Annotated in this window: 18 protein-coding genes and 4 pseudogenes; 14 read left to right on the plus strand and 8 right to left on the minus strand. The window is 67.8% G+C overall.

The genetic code is table 11. The features are described from left to right. Positions 1-55: 55 nt before the first annotated feature. Both KVF89_RS05330 and KVF89_RS05335 read right to left on the minus strand, forming a co-directional pair. A complete protein-coding gene (locus KVF89_RS05330; protein ID WP_257424024.1) occupies positions 56-904 on the minus strand; it encodes a helix-turn-helix transcriptional regulator in 849 nt (282 codons plus the stop codon). Between the two features lie 59 nt (positions 905-963). Then, entirely contained in the window at positions 964-1,563 is a 600-nt protein-coding gene (locus KVF89_RS05335) for a TetR/AcrR family transcriptional regulator (protein WP_257424026.1), read from the minus strand. A gap of 122 nt (positions 1,564-1,685) precedes the next feature. Between KVF89_RS05335 and KVF89_RS05340 the strand changes: the two genes are divergently transcribed. The 6 genes from KVF89_RS05340 (at position 1,686) to KVF89_RS05365 (ending at position 10,976) form a co-directional block, all read left to right on the plus strand. Further along, on the plus strand, positions 1,686-2,444 hold the full coding sequence (locus tag KVF89_RS05340; RefSeq protein WP_257424028.1) for an SDR family oxidoreductase: 759 nt from the start codon (positions 1,686-1,688) through the stop codon (positions 2,442-2,444). Then, positions 2,441-3,496 (plus strand): phosphotransferase family protein, encoded by a 1,056-nt coding sequence (locus KVF89_RS05345; protein WP_257424030.1) that lies wholly within the window; start codon positions 2,441-2,443, stop codon positions 3,494-3,496. Before KVF89_RS05340 ends, KVF89_RS05345 begins: the two co-directional genes overlap by 4 nt. After that, positions 3,496-4,749 carry an acyl-CoA dehydrogenase family protein gene (locus KVF89_RS05350; protein ID WP_257424032.1) on the plus strand — a complete coding sequence of 418 codons (1,254 nt, stop codon included), beginning with the start codon at positions 3,496-3,498 and terminating at the stop codon, positions 4,747-4,749. Before KVF89_RS05345 ends, KVF89_RS05350 begins: the two co-directional genes overlap by 1 nt. A gap of 147 nt (positions 4,750-4,896) precedes the next feature. After that, a complete protein-coding gene (locus KVF89_RS05355) occupies positions 4,897-7,986 on the plus strand; it encodes a lamin tail domain-containing protein (protein WP_257424034.1) in 3,090 nt (1,029 codons plus the stop codon). Positions 7,987-8,695: 709 nt separating this feature from the next. Further along, positions 8,696-9,388 (plus strand): ATPase, T2SS/T4P/T4SS family, encoded by a 693-nt coding sequence (locus KVF89_RS05360; protein WP_257424036.1) that lies wholly within the window; start codon positions 8,696-8,698, stop codon positions 9,386-9,388. Next, positions 9,300-10,976: a recombinase family protein gene (locus tag KVF89_RS05365; RefSeq protein ID WP_257424053.1), complete on the plus strand. Its 1,677-nt coding sequence runs from the start codon at positions 9,300-9,302 to the stop codon at positions 10,974-10,976. Before KVF89_RS05360 ends, KVF89_RS05365 begins: the two co-directional genes overlap by 89 nt. A gap of 378 nt (positions 10,977-11,354) precedes the next feature. Here the strand turns inward: KVF89_RS05365 and KVF89_RS05370 are convergent, their stop codons facing one another. Beyond that, on the minus strand, positions 11,355-12,062 hold the full coding sequence (locus tag KVF89_RS05370; protein WP_257424038.1) for a hypothetical protein: 708 nt from the start codon (positions 12,060-12,062) through the stop codon (positions 11,355-11,357). Between the two features lie 304 nt (positions 12,063-12,366). On the opposite strand from KVF89_RS05370, the gene KVF89_RS05375 reads away from it, so the two are divergent. Next, positions 12,367-13,596: a PucR family transcriptional regulator gene (locus KVF89_RS05375; protein WP_257424040.1), complete on the plus strand. Its 1,230-nt coding sequence runs from the start codon at positions 12,367-12,369 to the stop codon at positions 13,594-13,596. A gap of 7 nt (positions 13,597-13,603) precedes the next feature. Here KVF89_RS05375 and KVF89_RS30570 read toward each other — a convergent pair whose 3' ends face one another. Both KVF89_RS30570 and KVF89_RS05380 read right to left on the minus strand, forming a co-directional pair. Beyond that, a complete protein-coding gene (locus KVF89_RS30570) occupies positions 13,604-14,002 on the minus strand; it encodes an oxidoreductase C-terminal domain-containing protein (protein ID WP_372497861.1) in 399 nt (132 codons plus the stop codon). A gap of 1 nt (position 14,003) precedes the next feature. Then, positions 14,004-14,849: an NAD(P)/FAD-dependent oxidoreductase gene (locus KVF89_RS05380; RefSeq protein ID WP_257424042.1), complete on the minus strand. Its 846-nt coding sequence runs from the start codon at positions 14,847-14,849 to the stop codon at positions 14,004-14,006. Positions 14,850-15,243: 394 nt separating this feature from the next. Here KVF89_RS05380 and KVF89_RS05385 point away from each other — a divergent pair, with 394 nt between their 5' ends. From KVF89_RS05385 to KVF89_RS30360, 3 genes and pseudogenes are all read left to right on the plus strand, one after another. Next, positions 15,244-16,824, plus strand: coding sequence for a long-chain-fatty-acid--CoA ligase (locus KVF89_RS05385; RefSeq protein WP_257424044.1), 1,581 nt, complete (start codon positions 15,244-15,246; stop codon positions 16,822-16,824). Between the two features lie 321 nt (positions 16,825-17,145). Beyond that, entirely contained in the window at positions 17,146-17,280 is a 135-nt protein-coding gene (locus KVF89_RS29940; RefSeq protein WP_308212704.1) for a hypothetical protein, read from the plus strand. 41 nt (positions 17,281-17,321) lie between these two features. Beyond that, positions 17,322-17,936: pseudogene (locus KVF89_RS30360) on the plus strand (acyl-CoA dehydrogenase family protein); the annotation flags it as partial. Positions 17,937-18,313: 377 nt separating this feature from the next. Here the strand turns inward: KVF89_RS30360 and KVF89_RS05395 are convergent. After that, a complete protein-coding gene (locus tag KVF89_RS05395; RefSeq protein ID WP_257424046.1) occupies positions 18,314-19,858 on the minus strand; it encodes a GMC family oxidoreductase in 1,545 nt (514 codons plus the stop codon). A gap of 30 nt (positions 19,859-19,888) precedes the next feature. Beyond that, on the minus strand, positions 19,889-21,610 hold the full coding sequence (locus tag KVF89_RS05400) for an aldehyde dehydrogenase family protein (RefSeq protein ID WP_257424047.1): 1,722 nt from the start codon (positions 21,608-21,610) through the stop codon (positions 19,889-19,891). A gap of 415 nt (positions 21,611-22,025) precedes the next feature. On the opposite strand from KVF89_RS05400, the gene KVF89_RS05405 reads away from it, so the two are divergent. The 3 genes and pseudogenes from KVF89_RS05405 (at position 22,026) to KVF89_RS05415 (ending at position 25,041) form a co-directional block, all read left to right on the plus strand. Beyond that, complete coding sequence (locus KVF89_RS05405; RefSeq protein WP_257424049.1) at positions 22,026-22,346, plus strand: 2Fe-2S iron-sulfur cluster-binding protein; 321 nt, start codon at positions 22,026-22,028, stop codon at positions 22,344-22,346. Positions 22,347-22,416: 70 nt separating this feature from the next. After that, positions 22,417-23,769, plus strand: a pseudogene (locus KVF89_RS05410) (cytochrome P450); the annotation flags it as partial. A gap of 33 nt (positions 23,770-23,802) precedes the next feature. Further along, on the plus strand, positions 23,803-25,041 hold the full coding sequence (locus tag KVF89_RS05415; RefSeq protein ID WP_257424051.1) for an NAD(P)/FAD-dependent oxidoreductase: 1,239 nt from the start codon (positions 23,803-23,805) through the stop codon (positions 25,039-25,041). 94 nt (positions 25,042-25,135) lie between these two features. On the opposite strand, the pseudogene KVF89_RS05420 reads toward KVF89_RS05415, so the two are convergent. Continuing rightward, positions 25,136-25,315 (minus strand): annotated as a pseudogene (locus KVF89_RS05420) (IS3-like element ISAar24 family transposase); the annotation flags it as partial. Positions 25,316-25,334: 19 nt separating this feature from the next. Between KVF89_RS05420 and KVF89_RS05425 the strand changes: the two are divergent. Continuing rightward, positions 25,335-25,798 (plus strand): annotated as a pseudogene (locus tag KVF89_RS05425) (hypothetical protein); the annotation flags it as partial.

Consider the following 25,798-nt stretch of genomic DNA (forward strand, 5'->3'; position numbering starts at 1 on the left):
GCGGGAGGTCACATCAGGCAATTGTGTCCCGCTAGTGGGACAGTTTGGGATGGGCTCAGTCCGCGGGGAGGGCGTCGACCGGGAGCGTCACGCGGTCCATCTCCTGCCCGCCGTCGCAGGTCAGCAGTGCCACGGTGGCGATCCCGTCGCGCTCGCCGGCGACCTCCCAGTGGCCGCCGGACAGGATCCAGCGATCGAGCGCGGCGCGGCCGTGGGCCGGGGCGGGCTGTCCGTCGCGGCGTACCGTGACGCAGCAGCGCGCGGCGTCCGGCTCGAGGTGGGCGGTCACGCCGGCGCAGCCGAGGCCGTCGGCGACGCCCTGCACGAACGACCGGTTGAGGCCGCACACCAGAGCGGTGTGCTTGCGCGCGAGCGCGTCGAACGGACAGTTGGCGAGCGCCACCACTGACGCCTCGACCGTCGGCTCGTAGCCCTGTCCGGACAGCACCGCGGCGAGGTCGTCGAGACCCGGGGGAGCGGGTACGCCGTCGGCCTGGCCGGCCACCGCCCGGCCCTCGGTGTGGGCGCAGTCGGCGAGGGCGGTATCCAGGTCCTCGCCGGCTCCGGCCCGGCCGACCGCCGCGGCGAGGATGTCGCCGACGAGGTCGTAGCGACGCGGCGGCAGGCTGACCGTGAAGTCCCGGCGGGCGCGCCGGTAGAGCTTGCTCGGGCGGCCCGCGCCGGGCCCGGTGCGGCCGCTGAGCCGGCGGAACTCCACCTCCAGCAGGCCCTCCTCGGCCAGCCGGTCGAGATGGAAGCTCACCGTGTGCTTGGCCAGGCCCAGCGCCGTGGCCGCCTCGTCCCGCCCGACCAGGTCGCCGCGCGCGGCGACGTAGGCGTAGAGCGAGCGCCGGGTCGGGTCGGTGAGCACGCCGATCGCGGCGGCACCGGTGTCGAGGTCCACGGCCCGATTCTAAAACAGAGTCTTCTTGGCGCAAGAGGGCGGACGGCGGTCCTCCCCGATCACCCCGCGGGTCGGACGGCGCCGACGGTGCGCAGTGCCAGATCGGCGTAGTAGTCGCCGATCTGGGTGGGCGACCACTCACCGTCCTCGCGGTACCAGCGCGCGATGTCGATGCCCATCGAGGCCAGCGCCGTGGCGGCCAGCGCCGGGTCGGGGGTGTCGAACGCGCCGGACGCGACGCCGTCGTGGACGAGGGCGCGCAGCTCGCGGTCGATGCCGGTGCGCAGCTCGTCGATCTCGGCGCGGTGCTCCTCGCTCAGTGCTGCGAGCTCGTAGTTGAGGATCCGCGCGACCGTGTGGTGGTGCGCGTGGAACTCCGCGAACGCCCGGCCGGCGGCGGCCGCCTGCTCGACCGGGTCGGCCGAGGACGCCCGTGCGTCCCGGACGACGTCGAGCGCCTGCTGGTGGCCCTCCCGGGAGATGAGGAAGAGCAGCTCCTCCTTGGACCTGTGGTGCACGTAGACCGCAGCCGGGCTCATTCCCGCCGCCCCGGCGATGTCGCGGGTGGTGGTCCCGTGGAAGCCCTTCTCCGCGAACGCGGTGACGGCGGCCTCGAGCAGCCGGGCCCGGGTGGTCTCGGCGCGGGACGGGGTGCTCATCGTCGTGCCTCCGGTGCTGGTGGGCCGTGCGTGCCCTTGACGCCACGTGCGGCGCGCGTGCAAGGTAGGCTACACGGTAAGCAAGCGCTTAGTAACCTGACTGACCGGAGCGAGGCAGACACGTGAGCACGAGGTTCGAGGGCAAGACCGCGATCGTCACCGGGGCGAGCCGGGGCATCGGCCTCGCGATCGCCGAGCGGCTGGTCGCGGATGGCGCGCGCGTGGTCATCACCGGCCGCGGCAAGGAGGCGCTCGACGAGGCGGTCGCCACGCTCGGCGGCCCGGACCGGGCGCTCGGCGTCGCGGGCAAGGCCGACGACGCGGAGCACCAGGCCGACGTCGTACGACAGGCCGTCGGGACCTTCGGCAGCGCCGACCTGCTCGTCAACAACACGGGCATCAACCCGGCGTACGGCCCGATGATCGACCTCGATCTCGGCGTCGCGCGCAAGATCGTCGACGTCAACGTGCTCGCCGCGCTCGCCTGGACCCAGCGGGTGCACGCCGCATGGATGAAGGAGCACGGCGGCGCCGTCGTCAACGTCTCCTCGGTCTCCGGCGTCAAGCCCGCCCCCGGCATCGGCATGTACGGCGCCAGCAAGGCGATGCTGATCTCCATGACCGAGCTGCTGGCCGTCGAGCTCGGTCCGGACATCCGGGTCAACGCCGTCGCGCCCGCGGTCGTGAAGACCAGGTTCGCGACGGCGCTCTACGAGGGCCGCGAGGACGACGTCGCCGCGCAGTACCCCCTCAAGCGGCTCGGCGAGCCTGAGGACATCGGCAGCGTCGTCGCCTTCCTGCTGTCCGCCGACGCCGCCTGGCTGACCGGCCAGACCGTCGTCGTCGACGGCGGGGTCACCCTCACCGGCGGTGTCGAATGAGCGGCCGGGCGAACCCGCCGGGCCTCGACCTCGACGCGCTCGGCGGCTGGCTGACCGCGGCGGTCCCCGGCGCCGGCTCGTCGCTGAGCGCCGACCTGATCGCGGGCGGCAAGTCCAACCTGACCTTCGCCGTCACCGACGGGACGCAGGAGTGGATCGTGCGCCGGCCGCCGCTGGGGCACGTGCTCGCCACGGCCCACGACATGGGCCGGGAGTACCGCGTCATGTCGGCACTGCAGGACACCGGCGTCCCCGTGCCGCGGACCTATGCGTTCTGCTCCGACCCCGAGGTGATCGGGGCGGAGTTCTACGTGATGGAGCGCTGTGCCGGTACGCCGTACCGCCGGGCCACCGAGCTCGCCGGACTCGGCGCTCCGCGCATCCGCGCCATCTCCGAGCGGCTCGTCGACATCCTCGCCGCGCTGCACGCGGTCCCTCCGGCGGAGGTCGGACTCTCCGACTTCGGCCGCCCCGAGGGCTTCCTCGGCCGCCAGGTCGCGCGCTGGAAGAAGCAGCTCGACGCCTCGCACTCCCGCGACCTGCCGGCCGCCGACGAGCTGCACCGCCTGCTCGCCGCGTCGGTGCCGGCCGCGTCGGCGACCGGGATCGTGCACGGCGACTTCCGCCTCGACAACGTCCTCATCGACAGTGCTGACGGGGCGGACGGCTCCGACCGGGCGACCGCCGTCCTCGACTGGGAGATGGCGACCCTCGGCGACCCGCTCACCGACCTCGCTCTCATGCTCACCTACCACCGGCTCGCCGAGACGGTGGGCGACGCCGTCGCGGACGCGTCGACCGCGCCGGGCTTCCTGGCCGAGGACGAGATCGTGGCCCGGTACGCCGCGGCCAGCGACCGCGACCTGTCCGACTTCGGCTGGTACCTCGGCCTGGCGGCGTTCAAGCTGGCCGCGATCCTCGAGGGCATCCACTACCGCTTCCTCGCCGGCCAGACGGTCGGCGAGGGCTTCGACGACATCGGCGCGGCGATCCACCCGCTGCTCGACGCCGGCCTCACCGCACTGAACGCACACTCCTGGAGGAAGAACTGATGGACTTCGGATTCGACGCCCGCACCGAGGAGCTGCGGGCCACGATGCTCGCCTTCATGGACGAGGTCGTGTACCCCGCGGAGGCGGTCTTCGAGGGCCAGCTCGCCGCGCTCGAGCAGTCGGGGGACCGGTGGGCCTGGGACTCCACGCCGGTCATCCAGGAGCTGCGGGCCGCGGCCCGCGAGCGCGGCCTGTGGAACCTCTTCCTCCCCGGTGAGCACCCCGGAGTCGAGGGTGCCGGCCTGACCAACCTCCAGTACGCCGCGCTCGCCGAGATCTCCGGCCGCAGCGGCCACCTCGCCCCGGCGGCGATGAACTGTGCCGCTCCGGACACCGGCAACATGGAGGTGCTGCACCTCTTCGGCACCGACGCCCAGAAGAAGCAGTGGCTCGAGCCGCTGCTCGACGGTGAGATCCGCTCGGCGTTCGCGATGACCGAGCCCGACGTCGCGTCCTCCGACGCCACGAACATCGAGCTGTCGATCGTGCGCGACGGTGACGAGTACGTCCTCAACGGCCGCAAGTGGTGGATCACCGGGGCGATGAACCCCAACTGCGCGATCTTCATCGTCATGGGCAAGACCGACCCCACCGCGGACCGGCACCGCCAGCAGTCGATGATCCTCGTGCCCCGCGACACCCCCGGCCTGGAGGTCGTGCGCGGCATGCACGTCATGGGCTACGACGACCGCGAGCACGGCGGCCACGCCGAGCTGTCGTTCACCGACGTGCGGGTGCCCGTCGCGAACCTGATCGGTGAGGAGGGCGGCGGCTTCGGCGTCGCGCAGGCGCGGCTGGGGCCGGGCCGGATCCACCACTGCATGCGCTCGATCGGGATCGCGGAGCGTGCGATCGAGATGATGTGCGAGCGTGCGGAGTCCCGGGTCGCCTTCGGGCGGCCGCTGGCCGAGCAGGGCGTGATCCGGGGCTGGATCGCGGAGTCGCGGGTCAAGCTGGAGCAGCTGCGCCTGCTGGTACTCAAGACGGCCTGGCTGATGGACACGGTGGGCAACAAGGGCGCGCACACCGAGATCCAGGCGATCAAGATCGCCACCCCCGAGACGGTGCAGTGGATCCTCGACAAGGCGATCCAGCTGCACGGCGCGGGTGGCCTGTCCCAGGACCTGCCCCTGGCCAACATGTACGCCGGCATCCGCACGCTGCGCTTCGCCGACGGCCCCGACGAGGTCCACAAGAACGCGCTCGCCAAGGCCGAGGTGCGGCGTCAGGCCGCGAGGCGCGAGGCGCGCTGACCCTCCTGACCTCCGGACGGCGGGTCGGTCTCCGCTGACCCGCCGTCCGCCCGATGGACCGCCGTCGGGCGGGGTTCACCTCACGTTCCCCTGGTGTCGCGATCTTGGGCTGCCGTTGCCCATCGCCGTCACCCGAGGACATCTGTCGTGAAATCCCCCTCTCGCGCCGTCGCAGCAGCCGCTGCCGGCGCCCTTGGCCTCTCCGGCCTCTCCTTCTTCGCCGTCGCCGCACCCGCCCGTGCCGCTGACCCGTCCGGTGCGCTCGGGAGCGTCGTGATCAACGAGGTCAGCTCCAACGGCTTCGCCGGCGGCGACTTCATCGAGCTCCACAACACCGGTGCGACGACCATCGACCTCACCGGCTACCACCTCAAGGACAACAAGACCCTCGCCGAGGACGACATCGTGCTCGACGGCAAGATCGCCCCGCAGGGCTACGCCGTCTACTACGTCGACGGCGGTCCCGGCGCGACGCCCAAGCCCTTCGGGCTCGGCAGCGCCGACGAGGCCACGCTGCTCTCGCCCGACGGCGCCACGGTCATCGACACCCACACGTGGACCAGCCATGTCACGCCCAGCGTCGCGCGCACGCCCGACGGCAGCGGCGGCTTCGCCGTCACCACGGCCCCGACGCCCGGTGGCCCGAACGCGTCGGCGACGACCGCCGAGGCGCAGGTCACGCTCAACGAGGTGCTCACCGACGGCGCCGGCACCAGCGCCGAGGGCGTGCACGACTACGTCGAGATCCACAACGGCTCCACGAGCCCGGTCGACCTGACCGGCTGGTACGTCACCGACGGTCCGGGGACGCCCACCGCCGCTGACCGGGTCACCCTCGGCGGCCCCTCGGCGACGCTCGCGCCCGGCGGCTACCTCGCGGTCGAGACCGAGCTGATGGACTCCGAGATCCCGGCCGGCTTCACCTACCTGCCGCCCAGCAACGGCACCAAGTCCGGATTCGGCCTCAACAAGACCGACTGGGTCTTCCTCCACAAGGCGGACGGCACGCTGGTGTCGACGACGTTCAAGGGGCTCCTGCCCGACGAGCACGCCAACACCTGGTCGCGCCTGCACCCGGGCACCGGCCTGTGGCGCAACGGCGCCACACCGACGCCGGGCGCGGTCAACGCCTTCCCCGGCGGTGGCGAGGAGCCGGTCCTCGACCCCCACTGGGACGACATCGAGATCAACGAGATCGCCTCCCTCAACGCCGACGACCCGGGCAACCCGGGCTTCGGCGACGCGGTCGAGCTGGTCAACACCGGGTCGAGCCCGGTCAGCATCGAGGGCTGGTACCAGGTCGACAGCGGCGCCGCGTCCGGCGCGGGCCGGCTGACCGTCGCCGACCTCAAGGTCTGGAACGGCACCGCCCTCGCAGCCGCCACCGACATGACGATCCCGGCCGGCGGCTACGTCGCGTTCAGCTCAAAGAAGGGCCTGTCCGGCGAGGGCGACGCCGTCAAGATCTACGGCCCGGGTGCCGACGCCGCCAGTCGGCAGCTCGTCGACGAGCAGGCGTACGGCGACGGCGACGGCGGGATCTCGGACAACTACGACTCCGACGCGGTCGCCTTCGCGGCGCTCCCGGACGGCTCGGACGAGTTCTGGCGGGTCACCATGTCGACCTTCGGTCGGGACAACACCCCGTCCGAGCCGACCAAGTCCCGTCGCCTCGACAGCCCGGTCGTGGTCAACGAGATCTCCAACGTCGACGGCAGGGTGGAGCTGCTCAACACCGGCAGCAGCCCCGTCGACATCGCAGGCTGGCAGCTGCTCGACTCCGCGGCGGCCGTCGTGCACACGGTGCCTGCGGCCACCTCACTGGCTCCCGGCGCCTTCTACGTGGCTACGGGCATCGTCGGCCTCGACAGCCAGGACGCGCTGACCCTGCGCCGTGCCGGCGATCTGGCCTCCGTGGTCGCGCACACCTGGTACGAGGACGGCATCGCGTCGTACAGCCGGTGCGAGGTCTTCGGCGACATCTCCTACGTCGAGACCCCGAGCGCCACCTGGGGCGCGGCCAACGCCTGCCCGGGCATCTCCACCCAGGCCTGGCCCGGACCGTCGGAGGTCACCACGGTCGACGAGGTGAACGGCTTCGGCGACGGTGACGGCAACGGTGAGGGCGACGTCTCGGGCGCGGCCTTCGACCCGACCGACCCGAGCATCCTGTGGGTCGTGCAGAACAAGAACACCCTGCACAAGCTGCGCAAGGTCGGCGGCACCTATGTCGCCGTCGACGGCTGGGACGGCGGGAAGAAGCTGCGCTTCGCCTCCGGCACCGGCGCGGTCGACTCCGAGGGCGTCACGGTCGGCCCCGACGGCTCGATCTACGTCACCTCCGAGCGTGACAACGACAACAGCGGCGTCTCCTCCAACAAGGTCGAGCGGTACGACGTCTCCGGCGTCACCGCCGCCACGACCGACCTGACCGCGGCCGGTGAGTGGGACGTCAACTCGTTCGTCACCACCGGCACCAACCTCGGCCTCGAGGGCATCACCTATGTGCCCGACAGCTTCCTGGTCGGCGCCGGCTGGAAGGTCGGCGGCACGGCGTACGCCGCCGGCACCCACCCGACGCCGGGCCTGTTCGTCACCGCCGTCGAGGCGACCGGTGACCTGCACTTCTTCTCGCTCGCCGACGGCGCGGCGCCGGTCGAGGTGAAGGTCGAGTCCTCCGGCTTCCCGTTCGCCATGGACACCGCCTTCGACGCCGACCGGCAGGGGCTGTGGGCCGTGTGCGACGACAGCTGCGGCGGCGTGGCCAACCTGCTGAAGGTCGAGGGCGGTGACTTCGTGGTCAAGCACTCCCTGGCCCGCCCGGCCGGGATGGCGAACCTCAACAACGAGGGCATGGCGATCAAGCCGCTGCGCACCGCGGTCGACAACAAGGTCGAGGTCGTGTGGACCGACGACGGCGACACCGACGGCTTCTCGCTGCGGCAGGGCCACCTGCGCGCCGACTTCGCCGTACCTGCCGTCGTCACGCCTCCGGTGGTCACCCCGCCCGCGGCGACATCGCCGAGCGCCGCCGAGCAGGCCCTCGCCCAGGCAGCGGCCGAGGTCGCTGCCACGAAGCAGAAGATCTCCTCGGTCAAGACCAAGGCGAAGGCCGCGAAGAAGGCGAAGCAGGCCGCCAAGGCGAAGCGACTGGCCACGAAGCTGAAGAAGCTCAAGAAGAAGCTGAAGAAGCAGAAGGCCGTGCTCGCGCAGGCGGTCGCCGCGGCGAAGGGGTAGCCCCGCCGCCACGACGCGGGCACGGACGACGAGGTCCGGCAGGGGCCTAGCGTCTCGCGGACCGGATCGCCGCACGAAGACAGCAGCCGAGGGCGATGGCCCTCGGCTGCTGCTGTGCTCCGTGCAAGGGACGCGCACGAAGCCCTACCCCGTGGTGCCCCGGTGGGGCGGAAACACCACAAGCCTTCACTTGTTGTCACTGCGAGGTGATCGGAGCGGCCTGCCGGATCGTCCGGCGCGCCCAGCACCAGGTGCAAACTACGAGCCAGCGAGCCCGGCCGAGCCGTTCGAGACGAATGTGGGCCGAAATTGCCCCCTCATTAGGGGGCAGGCGACATCGCCCGTCTGCGATGGCGGGAAGCCCGGCGACGGCTGGCGAGGGCCGTGGTTCGCGCCGCGGATCGTTGATGGTCGGCCTCGGTGGCGCCCAGCTGATTTCGTACTCGGAACGTGCGCGGCGCCTTCGTAGGGACCCGTCACGACGCCGGGGCTTCCCAGTCGGGGGTGAGTCCCCCAGGTGCGACCGTTGGGCCGTGGGCTGTGTCGCCTCATGCACGGTTGCCGGACAGGCGGGGCCATGTCCCATCGGGCAGCGTGGCAGAGAGCGCGTCCCGGGATTTTCCACAGGGTTGCGAATTCACCCTTCCCGATTGGGCGAGGGTGGCCTACGGTGCTGGCAGCCAGAGCCGTCCTATCTCGGGGAGTCGCCATGGCCCTGTTGCAGCCACCCGTCGTGGCCGCGCCGGCGTCCGACGACGTCGTGGTGCGCCTCGACGAGGATCTGCGCGTGGCGGTGCGCCGCGACGGGATCGACCCGCAGCGCGACGTCCCCGCCGTACGCCGGCTGGCGACGGCGCTGGTCCGGGAGCACGACGAGCGCAGCCTGACCGGGGTGGTGGCGCCGGTCGCCGACCCGGAGGGGCTGGTCGCAGAGCTGGTCGCCCGAGTGGCGGGGTTCGGGCCGCTCCAGCCGTTCCTGGACGATCCGACGGTCGAGGAGGTCTGGATCAACAGTCCGGACCGGGTGTTCGTGGCCCGGCGCGGTCGGCACGAGCTGACCAACCTGGTGCTCACCGAGGCGCAGGTGGCCGAGCTGGTGGAGCGGATGCTGAAGTCCACCGGTCGGCGCATCGACCTGAGCCGGCCGTTCGTCGACGCGATGCTGCCGGCCGGGCACCGGCTCCATGTCGTACTGCAAGGGGTGGCGCGCGGCTTCTCGGCGGTCAAGACCGCAGTGATGAAAACCACTGCTATAGTCAGATCGTATGGCACACCCGCGCGGAGTTCCTCAAGCGCCTGCTATCTACGCGCGAATCAGCCTCGACCGCACAGGGCAAGCGCTCGGCGTTCAGAGGCAAGTCGAGGAGTGCCGAGAACGATGCCGGTCGCTCGGCTGGCCTGAGCCGAAGGTCTACTCCGACAACGACATTTCGGCACGCTCGGGCAAACGGCGGCCGAGCTTCGAGCAGCTTCTGCTCGATGTCGAGTCCGGATACGTCGATGGGATCGTCGCGTGGCACCTCGACCGGGTGTTGCGACGAGTCGTCGACCTTGAGCGAGTGCTCGACGCAATCGAGTCGCAGAAGGCTGCGGTCCCCGTGGTCTTTCTTCAAGCTGGTGAGATCGACTTGATGACACCTTCTGGGCGCCTCCTCGCTCGAATACTCGCTGCAGTCGCCGCCAATGAAGGTGACGTGAAGTCCGCACGCCTATCTGCACAGCGGGCGCAGGCCGCACAGTCAGGCCAGGCCCATGGGCCGCTCGGCTACGGATACGACGACCATCAGCGAATCATTCCGGAGGAAGCAGAAGTCATCCGAGAGGTCGCACAGCGCGTTCTCGACGGTGAGACGCTTTACTCGATCGCCTCTGACCTCAACGCTCGCGGCGTCGCCACCCCCGGGAGTGGCCGATGGGACGCGAGGCGCGTCGATCGCGCGGTTGAGCGCAATCAGCGCCCCGAGGTAGTAGCGGTCATCGCCGCGGTGCGTGGCAACGCCGCGGTCGCCGCTGGCGCGCTCGCCCGGGTGTTGCGAAGGGCTGGTGGGACGCCGGCGCTCTGCACGGCTGCGTGGGTGCGTGACCAGCCTTGGGTGGACCACGTCAGTTCCGGGGACCATGGGCTGGATGACTCCACCGTTGCACGCCTGCTTGCGTCCGCTGGAATTCCGGCGGACCGTTCGTACTGGCGAGCCGCGAACGTCCGAGCGATGGTTCGCCGCGGATCGCTCTGCGGGTGGCGTGAGTTCAGCCCTGGCCAGCGTGGGGGATACGGAGAACTGGTTTCGCAAGGAGATTGGACGCCAATTCTCGCGAAGGCAGTGATTGAGGACATCCGGCGCATTACAGACCGGCCGTCTGCGAGGAGGGGCCGTGAGCCGAAGTACCTCCTGGCAGGAATCTTGAAGTGCGGGAAGTGCGGCTCCAGCCTGGCCGGCTCGCCGACCGGCAACGGCGGTTTCCGTTATGCGTGTTCGAAACAGCCCGGTCGATCCCATACGTGCGGTGGTCTCACTATAACGGGACCTCAGACTGACGTGGTCATCTCCATGGCGATCATCGACGCAGTCGCGGAAGCCAAGGTTCGATCAGGTGCGATCAAGCGTCGTAGTGGCAACGGCAGCGCCGCTGCCGTTGCCGCCGCAGAGAGCGAGATCGTTGAACTGGCTCGACTTCGCAAGCACTATGGTCTCGAGTTCGCAGCGAATCGGCTTCACGAAGATGAGTGGGATGCTCTGAGGGAAGGGTGGGCGATCCGGCAGCGTGAGGCCGAGCGGGTGCTTGGGCAGTGGACCCCAAACTTGCATGCTGTCCTGTCGGACGTGCCAAAGAAGCGAGCCGACATCGAGTCATGGTGGAACACGGCGCCGATGCGGCGGCGCCGGGACATCGTGCGGGCGCTGGTTGAGAGCATCGAGATCGCGCCGCGTGGTAAGTCGAACAACCGGTTCGATGACTCGCGGATAGGCGAGCCGATATGGCGAGCCTAAGCGGCGGGCTGATCCTCCGGCCGGACAGCGGGGACTTCAGCGGCCATGATCTCTGCGATTCGGTTGAGAACGTTGGCGCCCGCGATCACGGGTGGCTTGCCCTGCTCGACTCGGGCTTTCCGCGCCCGCCGCGAGTAGGCGTCTGCCATCTCACGAAGCGAGCGCTGTTGATCCGCCTGAGCGCTCCCTCCTTTAGCGCCGTGTAGTTGCTCGTTCATTGCGTGGCTCCCGAGGTGACTAGTGGGTGGCTAGTCACCTAGGTGTCTCTACGGCTCGGCTGCGATCAGTCTTCAGCGACCTATTTCGCACGGAGTGCACCGACATGAGACTGACGGCTTGAACCGCCCACTCTCTCCCGGGCCGGTCCGGGGATGGCGGTCAGTCAGATGTCGTAGTACTGACTGACTGACCCATGCTGACCTGCGCAAATGTCGACGTTGGTCCTCCATTTGTACCACCTGTGTAACGGATGCGGGGACGACGCTCAGCATGTCGCGCGGTGGCAGCGGCCGGCTTCGCCAGGGGAGGGGGAATGGCGCCGTGCTTTCGCGGCGATTTCTCAGCCGATGAGCGCTGCTTGGACCTTGCCGAGCAATGATCGCGCTGCAGGCTTGTGGCCGTGCTCTGTTCCGTGAGGTTGCGTCGTCTCGCCTCGAGTTCGAGGCGCTGGCCGACCCGAGCTCCTAGCTCGTCGATGCCGCTGGCCAGTCCGGCTGCGATGGCCATGGCTGCCCAGTCGTTGCGGGCGGTGGCCAGCACGGCGTGGGCAACGACGTCGGTGCGCGGGTCCTCGGCCATCTCGTCGACGACTTTGCGGACGCCCGAGTAGATCCGGGAGGCGTGCCGCCAGGCTTCGATGACGGCCTCCCTGCGGTCTTCAGGGTCGTCGACGAGGCCGCGTTCTAGTGAGGCCACGAGGCGGGTGTGCCAGCGGAGCAGCAGCGCGTTCGCGAGGTCATCGTCGTTGTTGAAGTAGGTGTCGATGCCTTCGATGTTGGTGGGGATTTGCCCGTCGTCTCGGGCGAGGATCTCCTCGATCAGATTGTGGAGGACTGTTGCGCGGCCCGGCTTCGGTCGGTCCTTCACGGGTACTCCTTCGTGGGACTCGATGGTGAGTGGCTGACCTACTGAATGGGTAGAGATGCGAACCCGCGGATCGGGCCTGAGCGGAGTCGGGCCGCGGAGTCGATGTCGACCTCCCAGTCACGGCGGCGGGTGAGGAGTGCTCGCAGAGCGATATGTGTAGGAGGCCACCATGGAACGGCAGGGGAGCAGCCTGCGGCTGGGTCTCCACGGCTGCCAGTTCGAGCAAACGACCAGCGTCACGCCTTCGGTATCCTGTGACGAGGGTCACCGCACGCGGCGGCGGCGCGGCTAGAGGAGTGATGTGGTGAGCGTCGAGATGGAGACGGGTTTGGCCACATGGCTGGCCGGCTTCTTGGGCGCCGAGGCGCAACCTGAAATGGTGCGGAAATGGGTTGATCGGACCTATACGGCGATCACGACGGAGATCCCGCAACTAGCCCGAGACGAGCGCTTAGCCGCAGCGCTCCACAGTGCGGTCGAGCAGCACTGGCTGGCGTTCCTGCACAACTTCGCCCAGCCCGAGTTCGAGTTCAGGCTGGTCGAGAGCGGTCGCACGTTGGCAGTCGAGATCGCTGCCGCCGGACTGCCGGTTGAGGTGGTCATCAAGATTTACCGCGTGGCTCAGCAAGATGTGTGGGCCTACGGAACAGAAGTGATTCAGCAGATCTCGCCCGAGGTGTGCAGCCAGAGCGACGCGCTGATCTACTTCTGGGACCGGGCCGGTGCGTGGATCCAGGCCGCGATCGACGTCTCCACCAGCATCTACCACGCCACGAGGTCGAAGCAGAGCGCAACACCCGAGATCCGTTTGCTCGGCGCCGTCCGCGAGGTACTCACGGGCGACGCTTCAGACCCACGCAGGATCTCGGCCCATCTCGGCGGCTATCCAGTGACGCTCAAGCAGACCGCGCTGGTCCTCGAGGGAGCGCATGCTGACCATGTCACCCTGGAGCGTTTGGCGGGGCAGGCCGCCGAGGCCGTCGGGGCCGGCCGTCAACTTGTCGTGCATCCCGGGCAGGGCCGCGCTTGGGCTTGGATGGTCGGCACCTTCGACGCACGCCGACTCAACGAGTTGAACGGACTCCTGGGCAGCACGGACATGTCGATCTCGGTCGGCGTGACCGCCGAGGGCCTCGACGGCTTCATCATGTCGCACGAGGATGCCGTCACCACGCACGAGATCGTCTGTCGAGCACCACGTGACCCGCGACAATCCAGGGTGACGTTCTATGAGGACGTCGAGCTCAGCGCGCTTCTGGCCTGCAGCCCCCGAGTGGACCGATTCGTCACGCGTGTTCTCGGCCAGCTAGCGGAGAACGACGGCACCATGGAGAAGTTGCGCGAGACGATCGCGGCATTTCTGGACCACGGGCGCAATGTGGATGAGGCGGCGTCGACGCTCTCTGTGCACCGCAACACTGTCCGGTACCGCCTCGGGCAGGCTGAAGGAGTGCTTGCCAGTCCGATCGCAAAACTGGGCGCAGATCTCGAGGTGGCGTTGCGGCATTACCAGCTTTTTCATTCCGGAGACTGAGCCGCGTTCAGGCAGTCCGCGGCGCCGATGCCGCCTGCCCCATCCCGACACATGACCCCGCGTCGTTCCATGAACCGGGTACGCCGATCAACTCGCGTAGCCCCAAGACGACGGCACCTGGGTCGATCGCGAACACCGCCCCTAGTGTGGAGTCGCGGCGGTAGAGAACGATGCATCCAGGACCGGGGTTGCCGAGGCCCAGCGTCTCGTCGCAGTGCGGGAACCCGGCGAACTGGAGCCGGTGCCCGTACCAGTTCGACCAGACTGACGGGATCCCAGTGAGTGTGATGGGTGAGCCATCTGTGACTGCATTGTGACCGGCCACGCCGCCTTGCTCGGCGGCGCTGGTCCAATTTGCCAAGCGCAGCAGGTCGCTGCCGATCGATGCCCAGGGGGCATGGGCCACGTCACCGCATGCACAACACGTCGGGCACGCTGGTGCGAAGGTCGGGACCGCACACGATGCCCCCGTCGTTGGGGTGGAGCATGATGCCCGAGTCGATGAGCCATCTGGTCGCCGGTTGGGCGCCGCGGTCGACGACAACGAGGTCGGCAGCCAGCGTGGTGCCGCCTCGCAAAGCGACGGCGGCGACGTGCCCGCGGTGACTCTCGAGCGCCTCGACCTCGACACCCACCCGCAGATCGGTGCCGGCCTGTCGCTGCAGGGCAGCGCAGATGCGTCCAGCCTCCAGTCCAACGGCGCGCACTAGCGGGAGCGGTTGGACGTCGAGGAGAACGACCGACATACCGCGTGCGCGAGCTGCTGAGGCGACTTCGGAACCGATCAGCCCAGCACCGATCACCACGACCCGAGCGCGCCGGTCCAGTGCCTCACGCACGATGTATGCATCAGCCGCGGTTCTCAGCGTCGTCACGCCAGATGCGTCCGAACCCTCGAACCGGTCATGATGGGCTCGGGTCGCGATGATTTGCCGGTCGTAGCAGAGGCTCTCGCGTTCGTCGAGCTCGAGTGTGCGCCGGGCAAACTGCAACGCGGTCGCTTGTCGTCCGCCGAGAAACTCGACGCCCAGCTTTCGAGACAGCTGTTCGACGGTACGGAATGTCTGAACTGTCGTCTTCACTCCCACGGCCAGGACCGACTCGGACAGAGGGGGACGGTCGTAAGGAGGCAACTCCTCGGCCCCCACGAGAGTGATCGATCCGGTGAAGCCAGCCAGACGAGCCGTCTCAGCAGCGCGAAGCCCGGCGAGTCCGGCGCCGACGACCACGAGCCGGTCGTGGGAGGTGTTCATTGACGCAACGTCCACACTGATCCCGAGGCGCGGCAGGCTCTGAAGAGATGTGCGCCGGCTGCGCCCTGGGTCGCCAAGGTGGCCTCCTTCTCGTAGCTTGCTTGCGACCCGGTCTCGGGACAGGACCTTGGGGTGGCCTGCGTTACCGTGCCAGCCGCGACGAGCGATCACCCTGGACGTCGGAACAACGGTGAGCGCGATTCTTGGCGTAGTTGACACGGCGCCTGCACTTTTGTCGAGCGGTCCAACCCCGCCGGCCGGATTTGGCGTCGAGAGCCACGAACGCACGTGAGGGCCGCGAGAGCATATCGCCACGTCCGGTGAATCCCCGAGCGGGAGTCGCGCCGACGCGCCCGTGCAGAGTGTGCGGTCTCTTTCGTCCTTGGGAGTTCATTTGTCCAGTTACAACCTCGCGACTCTGCTCGAGTCGAGTGCGGAGTCCTTCCCAGAGCGCACCGCGATCGTCTTCGGCGACACCCGGTTGACCTACGCCCAGGTCAACGGTCTGGCCAACCAGGTCGCCGGCGCGCTGGCCGAGCGTGGTGTGGGGTGTGGGGATAAGGTGGCGCTCAGCTGTCCGAACCTGCCGTACTTCTCGATCGTCTATTTCGGCATACTCAAGGCCGGTGCCTCCGTGGTGCCGCTGAACGTGCTTCTCAAGGGGCGCGAGGTGGCCTACCACCTGGCCGACTCCGACGCGAAGGCGTACGTGTGCTTCCAGGGCACGCCGGAGTTGCCGATCGGTCAGGCCGGTCACGAGGGCTTCGAAGCCACCGAGGGCTGCGAGCACTTCTTCGTCATCACCGCCGATCCAGCTGCGGCCTCGCCGATCGAGGGCACCACCACGCTGTTCCAGGCGATCGGGTCGCAGCCGCCGACGTTCGAGACCGTCGAGACCGACGAGGACGATACCGCGGTCATCCTCTACACCTCCGGAACGACGGGCCAGCCCAAGGGGGCGGAACTGCGGCACCGCAACATGCGCGACAACGCGCTGTCCGGCGAGGCGCTGTTCGGGGCGAGCGCCGAGGAGCCCGACACACACCTGTGTGTGCTGCCGCTGTTTCACTCCTTCGGACAGACCGTCATCCAGAACGGCGGCTTCGCCTACGGCGGCACGGTCGTCATGCTGCCCCGCTTTGAGGCCGAGCCCGCGCTGGCGCTCATGCAGAAGGAGGGCGTGACGTTCTTCGCCGGCGTCCCCACCATGTACTGGGGCCTGCTCGGTGCCCTGACCCCCGAGGTCGACGTCGAGGCCCTCGCGAGGAACCTCCGGGTCGCTGTGGCCGGCGGTTCCGCGCTGCCGGTGGAGGTGCACAAGGACTTCGAGAAAGAGTTCGGCGTCACGATCTTGGAGGGCTATGGCCTCTCCGAGACCAGCCCGGTCGCCTCGTTCAGCCCGCACGGCCAGCCCCAGCGGGTCGGCTCGATCGGCCTGCCGATCCCCGGCGTGGAGATGTGCCTGCTGCAGGCCGACAGCTGGGAGAAGGTCCCCGACGACATCGAGGAGGACGGCAAGACCTCCGTCGGCGAGATCGCGATCAAGGGCCACAACATCATGAAGGCCTACCACGGCCGGCCCGACGCGACCGCCGAGGTACTCAACGAGGAGGGCTGGTTCCGCTCCGGCGACCTGGGCCGCAAGGACGCCGACGGCTTCTACTACATCGTCGACCGGTCCAAGGACATGATCATCCGCGGCGGCTACAACGTCTACCCGCGAGAGATCGAGGAGGCCCTGATGACCCACGAGGACGTCTCGCTCGCCGCGGTCATCGGCGTCCCACATGAGTCCCGCGGCGAGGAGGTCAAAGCGTTCGTCATCCTTAACCAAGGCGCCACGACCACCGGCGAGGACCTCGTGGCCTGGGGCAAGGAGCAGATGGCGAACTACAAGTACCCCCGCATCGTCGAGGTCGTCGAGGCCCTCCCGATGACCGCCACCGGCAAGATCCTCAAGCGCGAGCTCGGCTGAGAGGGAAGCAGGGATCGACATGAAGCGGCGGCATCTACGACGAGGACCACGAGTCATTCCGAGGGTTCGTCAAGGAGTTCCTGGACCGGTCCGTGGTGCCGCACGTCGAGCAGTACGCCATCGACAAGGCGCTGCCGCGGGAGTTCTGGCTCGAGGCCGGCAAGCAGGGCTTCCTCGGCCTGGAGATCCCGAGCAGTACGGCGGCGCCGAGGCCGGCGACTACCGGTTCAACGCCTTCATGGCCGAGGAGCTCTCCAAGGTCAACGCCGCGCGCTCTCCTCCCGTGTCGGCATTCACGCCGACATCGTCGCGCCGTACGTCGTGGAGCTGACCACCGAGGAACAGCGCCAGCGATGGCTGCCCGGCGTGGCCAGTGGCGAGCTGCTGCTGGCGATTGGCATGACCGAGCCGTCCGGGGGCTCCGACCTCGCCGCGCTGCGCAGCGCCGCGGGGTGATCAACGGCTCCAAGGCCTTCATCACCAACGGCTACTCCGCCGACATCGTCGTGACCGCCGTGCGTACCTCGCCGGAGAGGAAGGCCAAGGGCATCACGCTCTTCGCGATCCCGACCGACGCCGAGGGCTACGGTCGCGGGCGCAAACTCGACAAGGTCGGTCAGGACGAGTCCGACACCGCCGAGATGTTCTTCGAGGGCGTGCGCGTCACCGACGACGACATCGTCGGCGAGGTCGGCGTCGGCTTCATCCACATGATGCAGAACCTCCCGCAGGATCGGCTCGGCTGCGCGATCTCCAACCTCGCGCACGTCAAGCAGATCCTCGGCGAGACCATCGCCTACACGATCGACCGCAAGGCCGTCGGTGCCAGCATCGGCTCCTTCCAGCACAACAAGTTCCTCCTCGCGGGGCTGGTCACCCAGATCGAGGTCACCCAGGCCTACGTCGACCAGTGCGTCATCGCGCACACCAAGAAGGAGCTCACCCCCGTCGACGCCGCGAAGGCCAAGTGGTGGACCTCGCAGGTGCAGAACGACGTGCTCGACCACTGCGTCCAGCCGCACGGTGGCTACGGCTTCATGAACGAGCACCGCGTCGGGCCTGGCGCGATGCCCGCGTTTCGAAGATCTGGGCCGGCTCCAACGAGATCATGAAGGAGCTCATCGGCCGCGACCTCGGCCTGTGACGTCATGCAACGTGCGGTCGCTGACGTCCATGCTCGAGGATTGGTGATGCTCAGACCTTCGCCCTCTGATCGGGGGAGTTTCGTCCTTGAGGAGCGCCATGGTGATCTTGGACCGTGCTCACTGCTCTGGGAGCAGGCATTTCAGGTCGTCGTCGGCCAGAATCGACCCAAGACGGTGGGCGATGGTCGTGCGCAGCGCACTCACGTCTGGATGGGATGTGCCTGGCGACAGGGTGGTCCGCGACGGCTGGAAGTGACGACGATTCGTCTGCGGTCCACCTGGGTTCGGAGGTCCAAGCACTCCTCGGGTGCGCCGTTCGCTGCAACGGTAACGGCGCACCGGCATCATCCCTTCGCGATGAGCTGGGCGGCCCGTTCGCCGATGACGACCGATGGCGCGTGGGTGTGGCCGCGGATGATCTCAGGCATCACCGAGGCGTCCGCGACGCGGAGGCAGTGGACGCCTCGAACCCGGAGCTCGGGGTCGACGACGGAGGCGTCGTCGAGCCCCATCCGGGCGGTCGATGTCGGGTGGTAGAGCGTGTGTGACGTCTGCTCCAGGGCCGCGAGCAGGAGGTCTTCGCGCGACAACTTCTCGCCACCCATCGGTGCGATGTATGCGCCGGTGGCGAACTTCTTGATGGCAGGGGTGCTGAGGATGTCCAGGGTCATGTCGAGGCCACGCAGCATCGTTGCCCGGTCGCTACCTTCGGGGTCCGAGAGATAGTGGGGCTCGATGATGGGCTTGGCCAGGGGGTCGGCGGTCGAGAGCCGGATCTCACCTCGGCTCTCCGGCCGGAGGAGGATCGGTCCTGCGGAGAGGCCGTCAGCCGGGATCCCGTTGAGACCCTCCTCGACGTACGCGACCGGCGCGAAGAGGATCTCGACATCCGGCAGGGCCAGCGAGGGGTCTGTGCGGACGAACCCGTACGCCTCGGCGATGTTTGACGTCAGCATGCCCCGACGCTTCAGCAGGAAGCGGATCAGTTGGGAGACGCCGGTGGCGTCCTTCAGCGTCTCGCCGTCGACGCCGATGGCGAAGAGACTGACCAGGTGGTCACGCATGTTGGCGCCGACCTCCGATGATGCGGCCAAGACGTCGATGCCGAGGCGGCGCAGCTGCTCGGGATCGCCGATGCCCGACAACATGAGCAGCTGGGGGGTGTTGACCGCGCCGCCACACAGGATGACCTCGCGCGAGGCGTGTGCGGTGAGGAGAGAGCCGTCCTTCGCCCTGTAGTCCACGCCTGTGGCCGTACGCCCCGCGAACACCACGCGAGTGGCGTGGCATTCGGTGCGGATGGTGAGGTTCTCGCGCTTCTTGCGGATAGGCGTGAGGTAGGCCCGCGCCGAGCTGTGTCTAGTGCCGTTGGACTGCGTCACCCGGGTGCGGGTGAAACCGTTCGGCTCCTCACCGTTGGGGGTCTCCATCTGGTACCCCGCCTGTTGGACGGCGTCGAGGAAGGCGCTGGTCATCTCGCGCGGGTCGCGCTGCTCCTGCACGCTCACGTGAGTGGAGGCGAAGGTGGAGGCCAGCGCCCGGTGACTCCACTGGGGACCTGCCAGCTCAGCCCAGGTGTCGTAGTCCGCGGCGAAGCCCGGCACCCACATCATCGCGTTCATGGCCGACGAGCCGCCGAGCACTTTGCCACGGGGCCAGTAGATGGTTCGGCCGTCGAGCCCCTGCTGCGGTGTCGTCTCGTAGTTCCAGTCGTAGTTGGACTTGAAGAGCTCGGAGAATGCCGCCGGGATGGCGATGTTGGGGCTCTTGGCCTCGCCTCCGGCTTCCAGGAGGAGCACGCGGACGGAGGGGTCCGCCGAGAGCCGGTTGGCCAAGGGAGAGCCGGCGGAACCGGCGCCGACGATGATGTAGTCGAAGTTGTCAGTCATGAGAGTGTCCGTTCGTGGGTGGAGGGTTGATCAGGCGCGGAAGGCCGAGGCGAAGATGCTCGGCAGCTTGGCCCAGGAGGGACCGCTCGCGTACCCGCTGAGCTTGCGTCCGGTGCTGGCGGCGCTGCGAGCGGTGACGAACCACGGCGGCTTCGGGAACAGGGTCATCTCGCCGTTGAGCACCGATCGCGGGAACGGCCGGAACGGCCCGGTCACGACAGTCCGCTCGGAGTGAGCCATCAGCAGGGCGTTGTGCACGATTCCGATGCCACTCTGGGCGTCATCGAGGGTGTGCCCCGGGAAAGCGCCCCAGGTCGCGGTGGGGGCGAGGAATGCGAGCCCGGTCCACGTGTTGATGGCAATCCCTCCGTAGTCCAGTCGGGAGACCGCCTCGTCAAAGGCCGCGCCGAGATTGCGACGCTCGGCAGGTGCGATGAGGATGTTGGCGCTCAGCGTCCCGGCCAGCTCACGGTTGACGTACTCGACCGCACGGTCGAGCAAGCCGCGGGCGCCGCCGCCGTCCAGCTCCACCAGCCCCAGGACCGGAGCGAAGTACTCGGTGCGCGTGAGCGGGCATACTTCGTCCGGCTGCACCTGGATGAGCAGCCGGTCGCCGTCCGAGAAGGTCTCTGCCCCCGAGTGGGCACGTGCCGCGTCTTTCAGCCGCTGGTCGCTGCCCGGGTACCAAGGGGTGCGCGACGGTACCCGAGTCAGGGCCGCGCGAAGTTCGCGTACGAACTCCTCACGCTGGGGCCAGGCGGCGTCGATCACGATCATCTGTGCCGCGCAGCAGTTGTGGCCGGCGTTGTGGAGCCGCATCGAGATGATGTTCTCCGCTTGGAATCGCAGGTCGGCCGCGGTCCACTCGCCGGGCACGACGATGACGGGCGAGACCCCGCCGAGCTCACTGGTGATCGGCTTGTCGAGCACGGGGCGCCCCTCCCGGCGCCGCGTGGCCGAGTCCTTCCCGCGTCCCCACACGATTGCGTCGTGCGTCTCGACGCTGCCAGTGATGTGGACATGGGATATGCCGTCGTGGTTGCACAGGTAGGCGCCTTCGGCCGCGCCACCCTGAACCACGCGCAGGAGGTCGGCCTCGATGAGAGGCGCGAGTGCGTGTCGGTAGACCGTCAACAGGTTGGCGAACGTGGGATTGATTTTGAGGACGGTCGCGCGGTGGTGGACGACCAGCTCGGTCAGCACGTCGAGTGGGCCGATGGAGGTGATGTTGCCCGCGCCCAGGACAAGCCCTACCCCTCCGGACACACCGGTTCGACTGGCATCAGCGCCGGTGTCGGTGCGCACGTCGGCTTCGCTCACGCCAGGCAGCGTCCACACCTCGGCGGAGAAGCCGTGAAACAGCAACGCCTCGCGAGAGTCGAGCGGCAGCACCCGCCAGGCCAGTCGGCCGCCCGGTGCCTTCTTAGGGGTGATCGAACCGATGGGGGACCCGCCGCCCGCCAAGGTGGCGAGGGAGTGGGCAACGGTGCCGAACCCGGCCAGCGTCGCGTACGGCCCGCTCAACCACTCCTCGCCCGCGAGAGCGGACTTGGGGTCGAGGCCCTTGATGTCGAGAGCGGTGCGGGTCCAACGCTCAGCCACCCGAGCGACGGAGTCGTGGGTGCGAGCGATGAGTTCTCCACGTTCTCCGAGGCTCATCGCGGCCCACGCCTTCGCGCCGGTGGACAACCGTTCGATGGCGGCGTCGAACCCGCTGACGTCAACGGGCGGTGCCGGGGTGACAAGCGACATCGTCTCTCCTTCTCGAGGTACACGGTCGTGCGTGATGACTAAAGGATGTGGCGTTCGGCACACGCGGCCCTAGAGCCCTAGAGCCAGAAATGGTGAATGCGACTGTGCAGGGTTCCAAAGCGGCAGGGCGTGGCTCGTGGGTCGAAGGATGTCGATGGATTTCTGTCCTTCGATGAGGCCGTCGCCGTGTCATACCGGACGTACCGCGTTGCTTGGGAAAAGTGCTCCAGGCTCATCGCGCGTGTCCCCGCCTGGTTGCCGTGGGACGGCAGTTGGCTCGTTCGACAAAGTCGTGGCGCATATCTGGCGTCCCTGCATAAGACGCCGGTGGTGCTCGTCACGTTGACTCCGACCGTCAGCACGAACAGCCCGCCGCGTCCCACGCGTGCAGCACCACTTGCGAAAGGAACGAGAAATGCCCACCGTCACCTTTGTCGAGCACGACGGCACTCCTCACACGATCGACTTCGTCGAGGGCCAATCGATGATGGAAGCCGCCACGAACAACGCTGTTCCTGGCATCGAGGGCGACTGCGGTGGCGAGGCCGCGTGTGGCACCTGCCACATCATCATCACCGACGACTGGATCTCGACGACCGGAACGCGCAGCGATCGTGAGAGCCAGATGATCGAGATGTCGCCCGAGTGTCAGGCCAACTCTCGTCTGGCTTGTCAGGTGGTCGCCTCCAAAGCCATGGACGGGCTGAAGGTCCGCCTTCCCGAGTTCCAGATGTGATCCACGAACGCCCCACACCTCACGATAGGCGGACGAGATGAAGACGAAGAAGAACGTGCTCGAGCGCGCGATGGTCTCGGTGCAGACCAAGGTCCAGGCAACGGTGCCTGCCGAGCGGCAAGTCCAGGCCGCGCACATGGCCAAGAAGGCACAGCGTCTCGCCGGCAAGGGCAAGCCGCTCGTGCTCACCGAACGACCGATCCCGGACGCGGCGGACGTGCCGCTCGCCGAGCTTGATGTCAGCAATCCCTTCCTGTTCCGGCAAGGGAAGAGTCGTGACTACTTCAAGCGCCTTCGCGAGGAGGCCCCTGTCCACTACATGCCCGATAGCCCGTTCGGTCCGTTCTGGTCGATCACGCGCTACGAGGACATTCGGGCCGTCGACACCAATGCGGAGGTCTTCTCGGCCGAACCGGTCATCGTGATGGGGGACATCCCGTTGGAGATCGCGATGTTTATCGCCATGGATCCGCCGCGGCACGACACCCAGCGCAAGGCCGTCCAGGGTGTCGTCGCACCCAAAAACCTCAAGGAGATGGAGTCGCTCATCCGGGAGCGAATCGTCGAGGTGCTAGACAGCCTGCCGACCGACCGGCCGTTCGACTGGGTGGACCGGGTCTCGATCGAGATCACGGGGCGCATGCTGGCGACGCTGCTCGACTTCCCCTACGAACAGCGCCGCAAGCTTACGTACTGGTCCGATGCGATCAGCGGCACCACGGAGGGCACCGGCGGCATCACGCACCAGGACGAGTTCTTCAAGGCGACGGCTGAGCTCGCTCGGGAGTTCATCGCTCTGTGGCACGACAAGGCTGCGCGCAGGGAGCAGGGGGAGACGGGTTTCGACCTCGTCACCCTCATGCAGTCCTCCGATGAAACCAAGGACATGATCTCGCGCCCCCTCGAGTTCCTCGGCAACCTGACGCTGCTGATCGTCGGCGGCAACGACACCACCCGGAACTCCATGTCTGGCGGGGTGCTGGCGCTGCACCAGAACCCGGATCAGTTCGAGAAGTTGAAGGCCAATCCCGACCTCATCCCCAACATGGTCTCGGAGATCATCCGCTGGCAGACCCCTCTGGCCTACATGCGTCGCATCGCGACGCGCGACGTGCACTTTGGCGGACAGTTCATCCGCAAGGGCGACAAGATCATCATGTGGTACGCGTCCGGCAACCGCGACGAGGCCCAGTTCGACGACCCCGACGCCTTCCGCATTGATCGTGCCAACGCCCGCCACCACATGTCTTTCGGGTTTGGTGTGCACCGTTGCATGGGCAACCGGCTCGCCGAGATGCAGCTGCGCATCCTCTGGGAGGAGCTGTTGGCCCGGTTCGACCAGATCGAGGTCATCGGCGAACCCACGTACGTCCAGTCCAACTTCGTGAGGGGTTATGGACGGATGATCGTGCAGCTCACGCCTAAGTCCGACGGCTGACACGAGGACGAGAGACTCATGGGCACCGCTCGCGTCATCATCGTCGGAGCCAGTCATGCCAGCGCCCAAATGTGCGCCAGCCTGCGCCAGGACGGCTGGACTGGGGAGATCCTCCTGCTTGGCGACGAGCCGGGGCTGCCGTACCAACGCCCGCCGTTGTCCAAGGCCTACCTCGCCGGGAAACTCAGTCCTGACGAGCTCCTCATCCGCAAGCCGGACTTCTATCTCAAGCAGGAAGTCAGGTTTCGCCCAGCACGCGTGGTGAAGCTGCACCCGGACGCCCTCCAAGTCGAGCTGGAGGACGGGGAAGTCCTCGACTTCGACCACTTGGCCCTATGCCTAGGGGCACGCCCACGGCGACTGAGCCTGCCTGGCGCCCACCTCAACGGAGTGCACTACCTGCGGGGTGCCGCCGACATCCAGGGGATCCAGGCCGACCTGCCGACGAGCAAGCACGCCGTGATCATTGGCGGCGGATACATCGGCCTGGAGACAGCAGCCTCCCTCCGTCAGCTGGGCCTCACCGTCACCGTGCTCGAGACGGCCGGGCGCGTGCTCCAGCGAGTGACCGCACCCGAGGTCTCGACGTTCTACGAGCGGATTCATCGTGAAGAAGGCATTGACCTTCGCACGGACGTCGAGGTCCTCGCGCTTGAGGGCGGCGATCGCGTACGTGGAGTGCTGCTCGCAGGCGACGAGGTACTGCAAGCGGATCTCGCCATCGTGGGGATCGGAGTCGTCCCAAACGTGGAGCTCGCCCAGGAGGCCGGGCTCGCGGTGTCGGATGGCATCGTCATCGACGGTCATGGCCAAACCGATCATGCCCACATCTACGCCGCGGGTGACTGCGCCAACTACTTCGATGCCCGCTATGGCCGTCGGCTGCGTCTAGAGTCAGTCCCGAACGCAGTGGAGCAGGCAAAGACGGTCGCCGCCACGATCTGTGGCAAAGACAAGGAGATCTCCGGACTGCCATGGTTCTGGTCGGATCAGTACGACCTGAAGCTCCAGATCGCTGGTCTGAGCGCCGGTTATGACGAGGTGGTCCTGCGTGGCGATCCAAGCGTGGGCCGCGACTTCGCCTGCTTCTACCTGAACGAAGGCCGAATTATCGCGGCCGACTGCGTCAACAGGCCGCAGGAATTCATGTTTAGCAAGAGGGCCATCGGGGCCAACCTCGCGCCGCAGCGCGAATTACTGGCCGACCCCGACACCGCTCTGGCGTCCCTGCTGCAAGTCGCGGAGAGTGCGGGCTGATGGCAAGTGGAAGGCAGGTACGGTCGGCGAAGAGCGCTCCGCCCAGCTCCGTGAGCTCGGCGTGGATGCGGCCATACGCGTAGCTCCCGCGTCAGGCGACATCGACCTCCCGGATGAGACCGGTCAGCCAGTGGCGGCGCAGTTGCGTCGCCGATGTGGGACGGCGTTTGCAGCGGTAGTAGGCCTATCGCGACACCCCGAGGACCTGGCAGCACTTGTCGACGGGAACCCCGGCGTCGGCGAGACGGTCGATCACCGGGTGGATCCACTTTGGGTGGAGCTTGTCCTGATCGATGCTGCTCCTTGTTGCTGGAAAGGAGACCACGACGAACCTGTTGGGCGGGATGTTCGAGACCTTTGCGCGCAACCCAGAGCAGTATGACCGCGTCCGGGAGAACCCTGACCTGATTCCGATGGCGATCGAGGAGCACATGCGATTCTCCAGCCCCATCCAGAATCTGTACCGCTACACCGCGCGCCGACTACGATGTTGCTGGTGGCAAAATTCCCAAAGGGTCAAGGGTGCTTCTCTCCTTCGGTGCCGCGAATCGAGACCCGTTGCGTTCGAGGATCCCAACACCTACCGCGCTGACCGCAACCCCAAGATGCACGTCGGGTTCGGTCACGGCGCACAGACCCGTGAATCACCTGTACCGGCGCAGGCGCGTGAGCGCGTCGGGCGGAGCCCGACACGATGGCAGTGGACTCGCTGCTCAGCTAGCGGCGTCGAGTTGCACGGTGTGTCCGAGTCGTTCGA

It is taken from the genome of Nocardioides carbamazepini (assembly GCF_024614185.1).
GTDB lineage: Bacteria > Actinomycetota > Actinomycetes > Propionibacteriales > Nocardioidaceae > Nocardioides > Nocardioides carbamazepini.

Bases quoted from the DNA above. Each gene is read 5' to 3' on its own strand.
- KVF89_RS05360 (WP_257424036.1), top strand. From the start codon at position 8,696: ATGGCCCTGTTGCAGCCACCCGTCGTGGCCGCGCCGGCGTCCGACGAC.
- KVF89_RS05415 (WP_257424051.1), top strand. From the start codon at position 23,803: ATGGGCACCGCTCGCGTCATCATCGTCGGAGCCAGTCATGCCAGCGCC.
- KVF89_RS05350 (WP_257424032.1), top strand. From the start codon at position 3,496: ATGGACTTCGGATTCGACGCCCGCACCGAGGAGCTGCGGGCCACGATG.
- KVF89_RS05380 (WP_257424042.1), bottom strand. From the start codon at position 14,849: ATGAACACCTCCCACGACCGGCTCGTGGTCGTCGGCGCCGGACTCGCC.
- KVF89_RS05405 (WP_257424049.1), top strand. From the start codon at position 22,026: ATGCCCACCGTCACCTTTGTCGAGCACGACGGCACTCCTCACACGATC.
- KVF89_RS05345 (WP_257424030.1), top strand. From the start codon at position 2,441: ATGAGCGGCCGGGCGAACCCGCCGGGCCTCGACCTCGACGCGCTCGGC.
- KVF89_RS05395 (WP_257424046.1), bottom strand. From the start codon at position 19,858: ATGACTGACAACTTCGACTACATCATCGTCGGCGCCGGTTCCGCCGGC.
- KVF89_RS05335 (WP_257424026.1), bottom strand. From the start codon at position 1,563: ATGAGCACCCCGTCCCGCGCCGAGACCACCCGGGCCCGGCTGCTCGAG.
- KVF89_RS05400 (WP_257424047.1), bottom strand. From the start codon at position 21,610: ATGTCGCTTGTCACCCCGGCACCGCCCGTTGACGTCAGCGGGTTCGAC.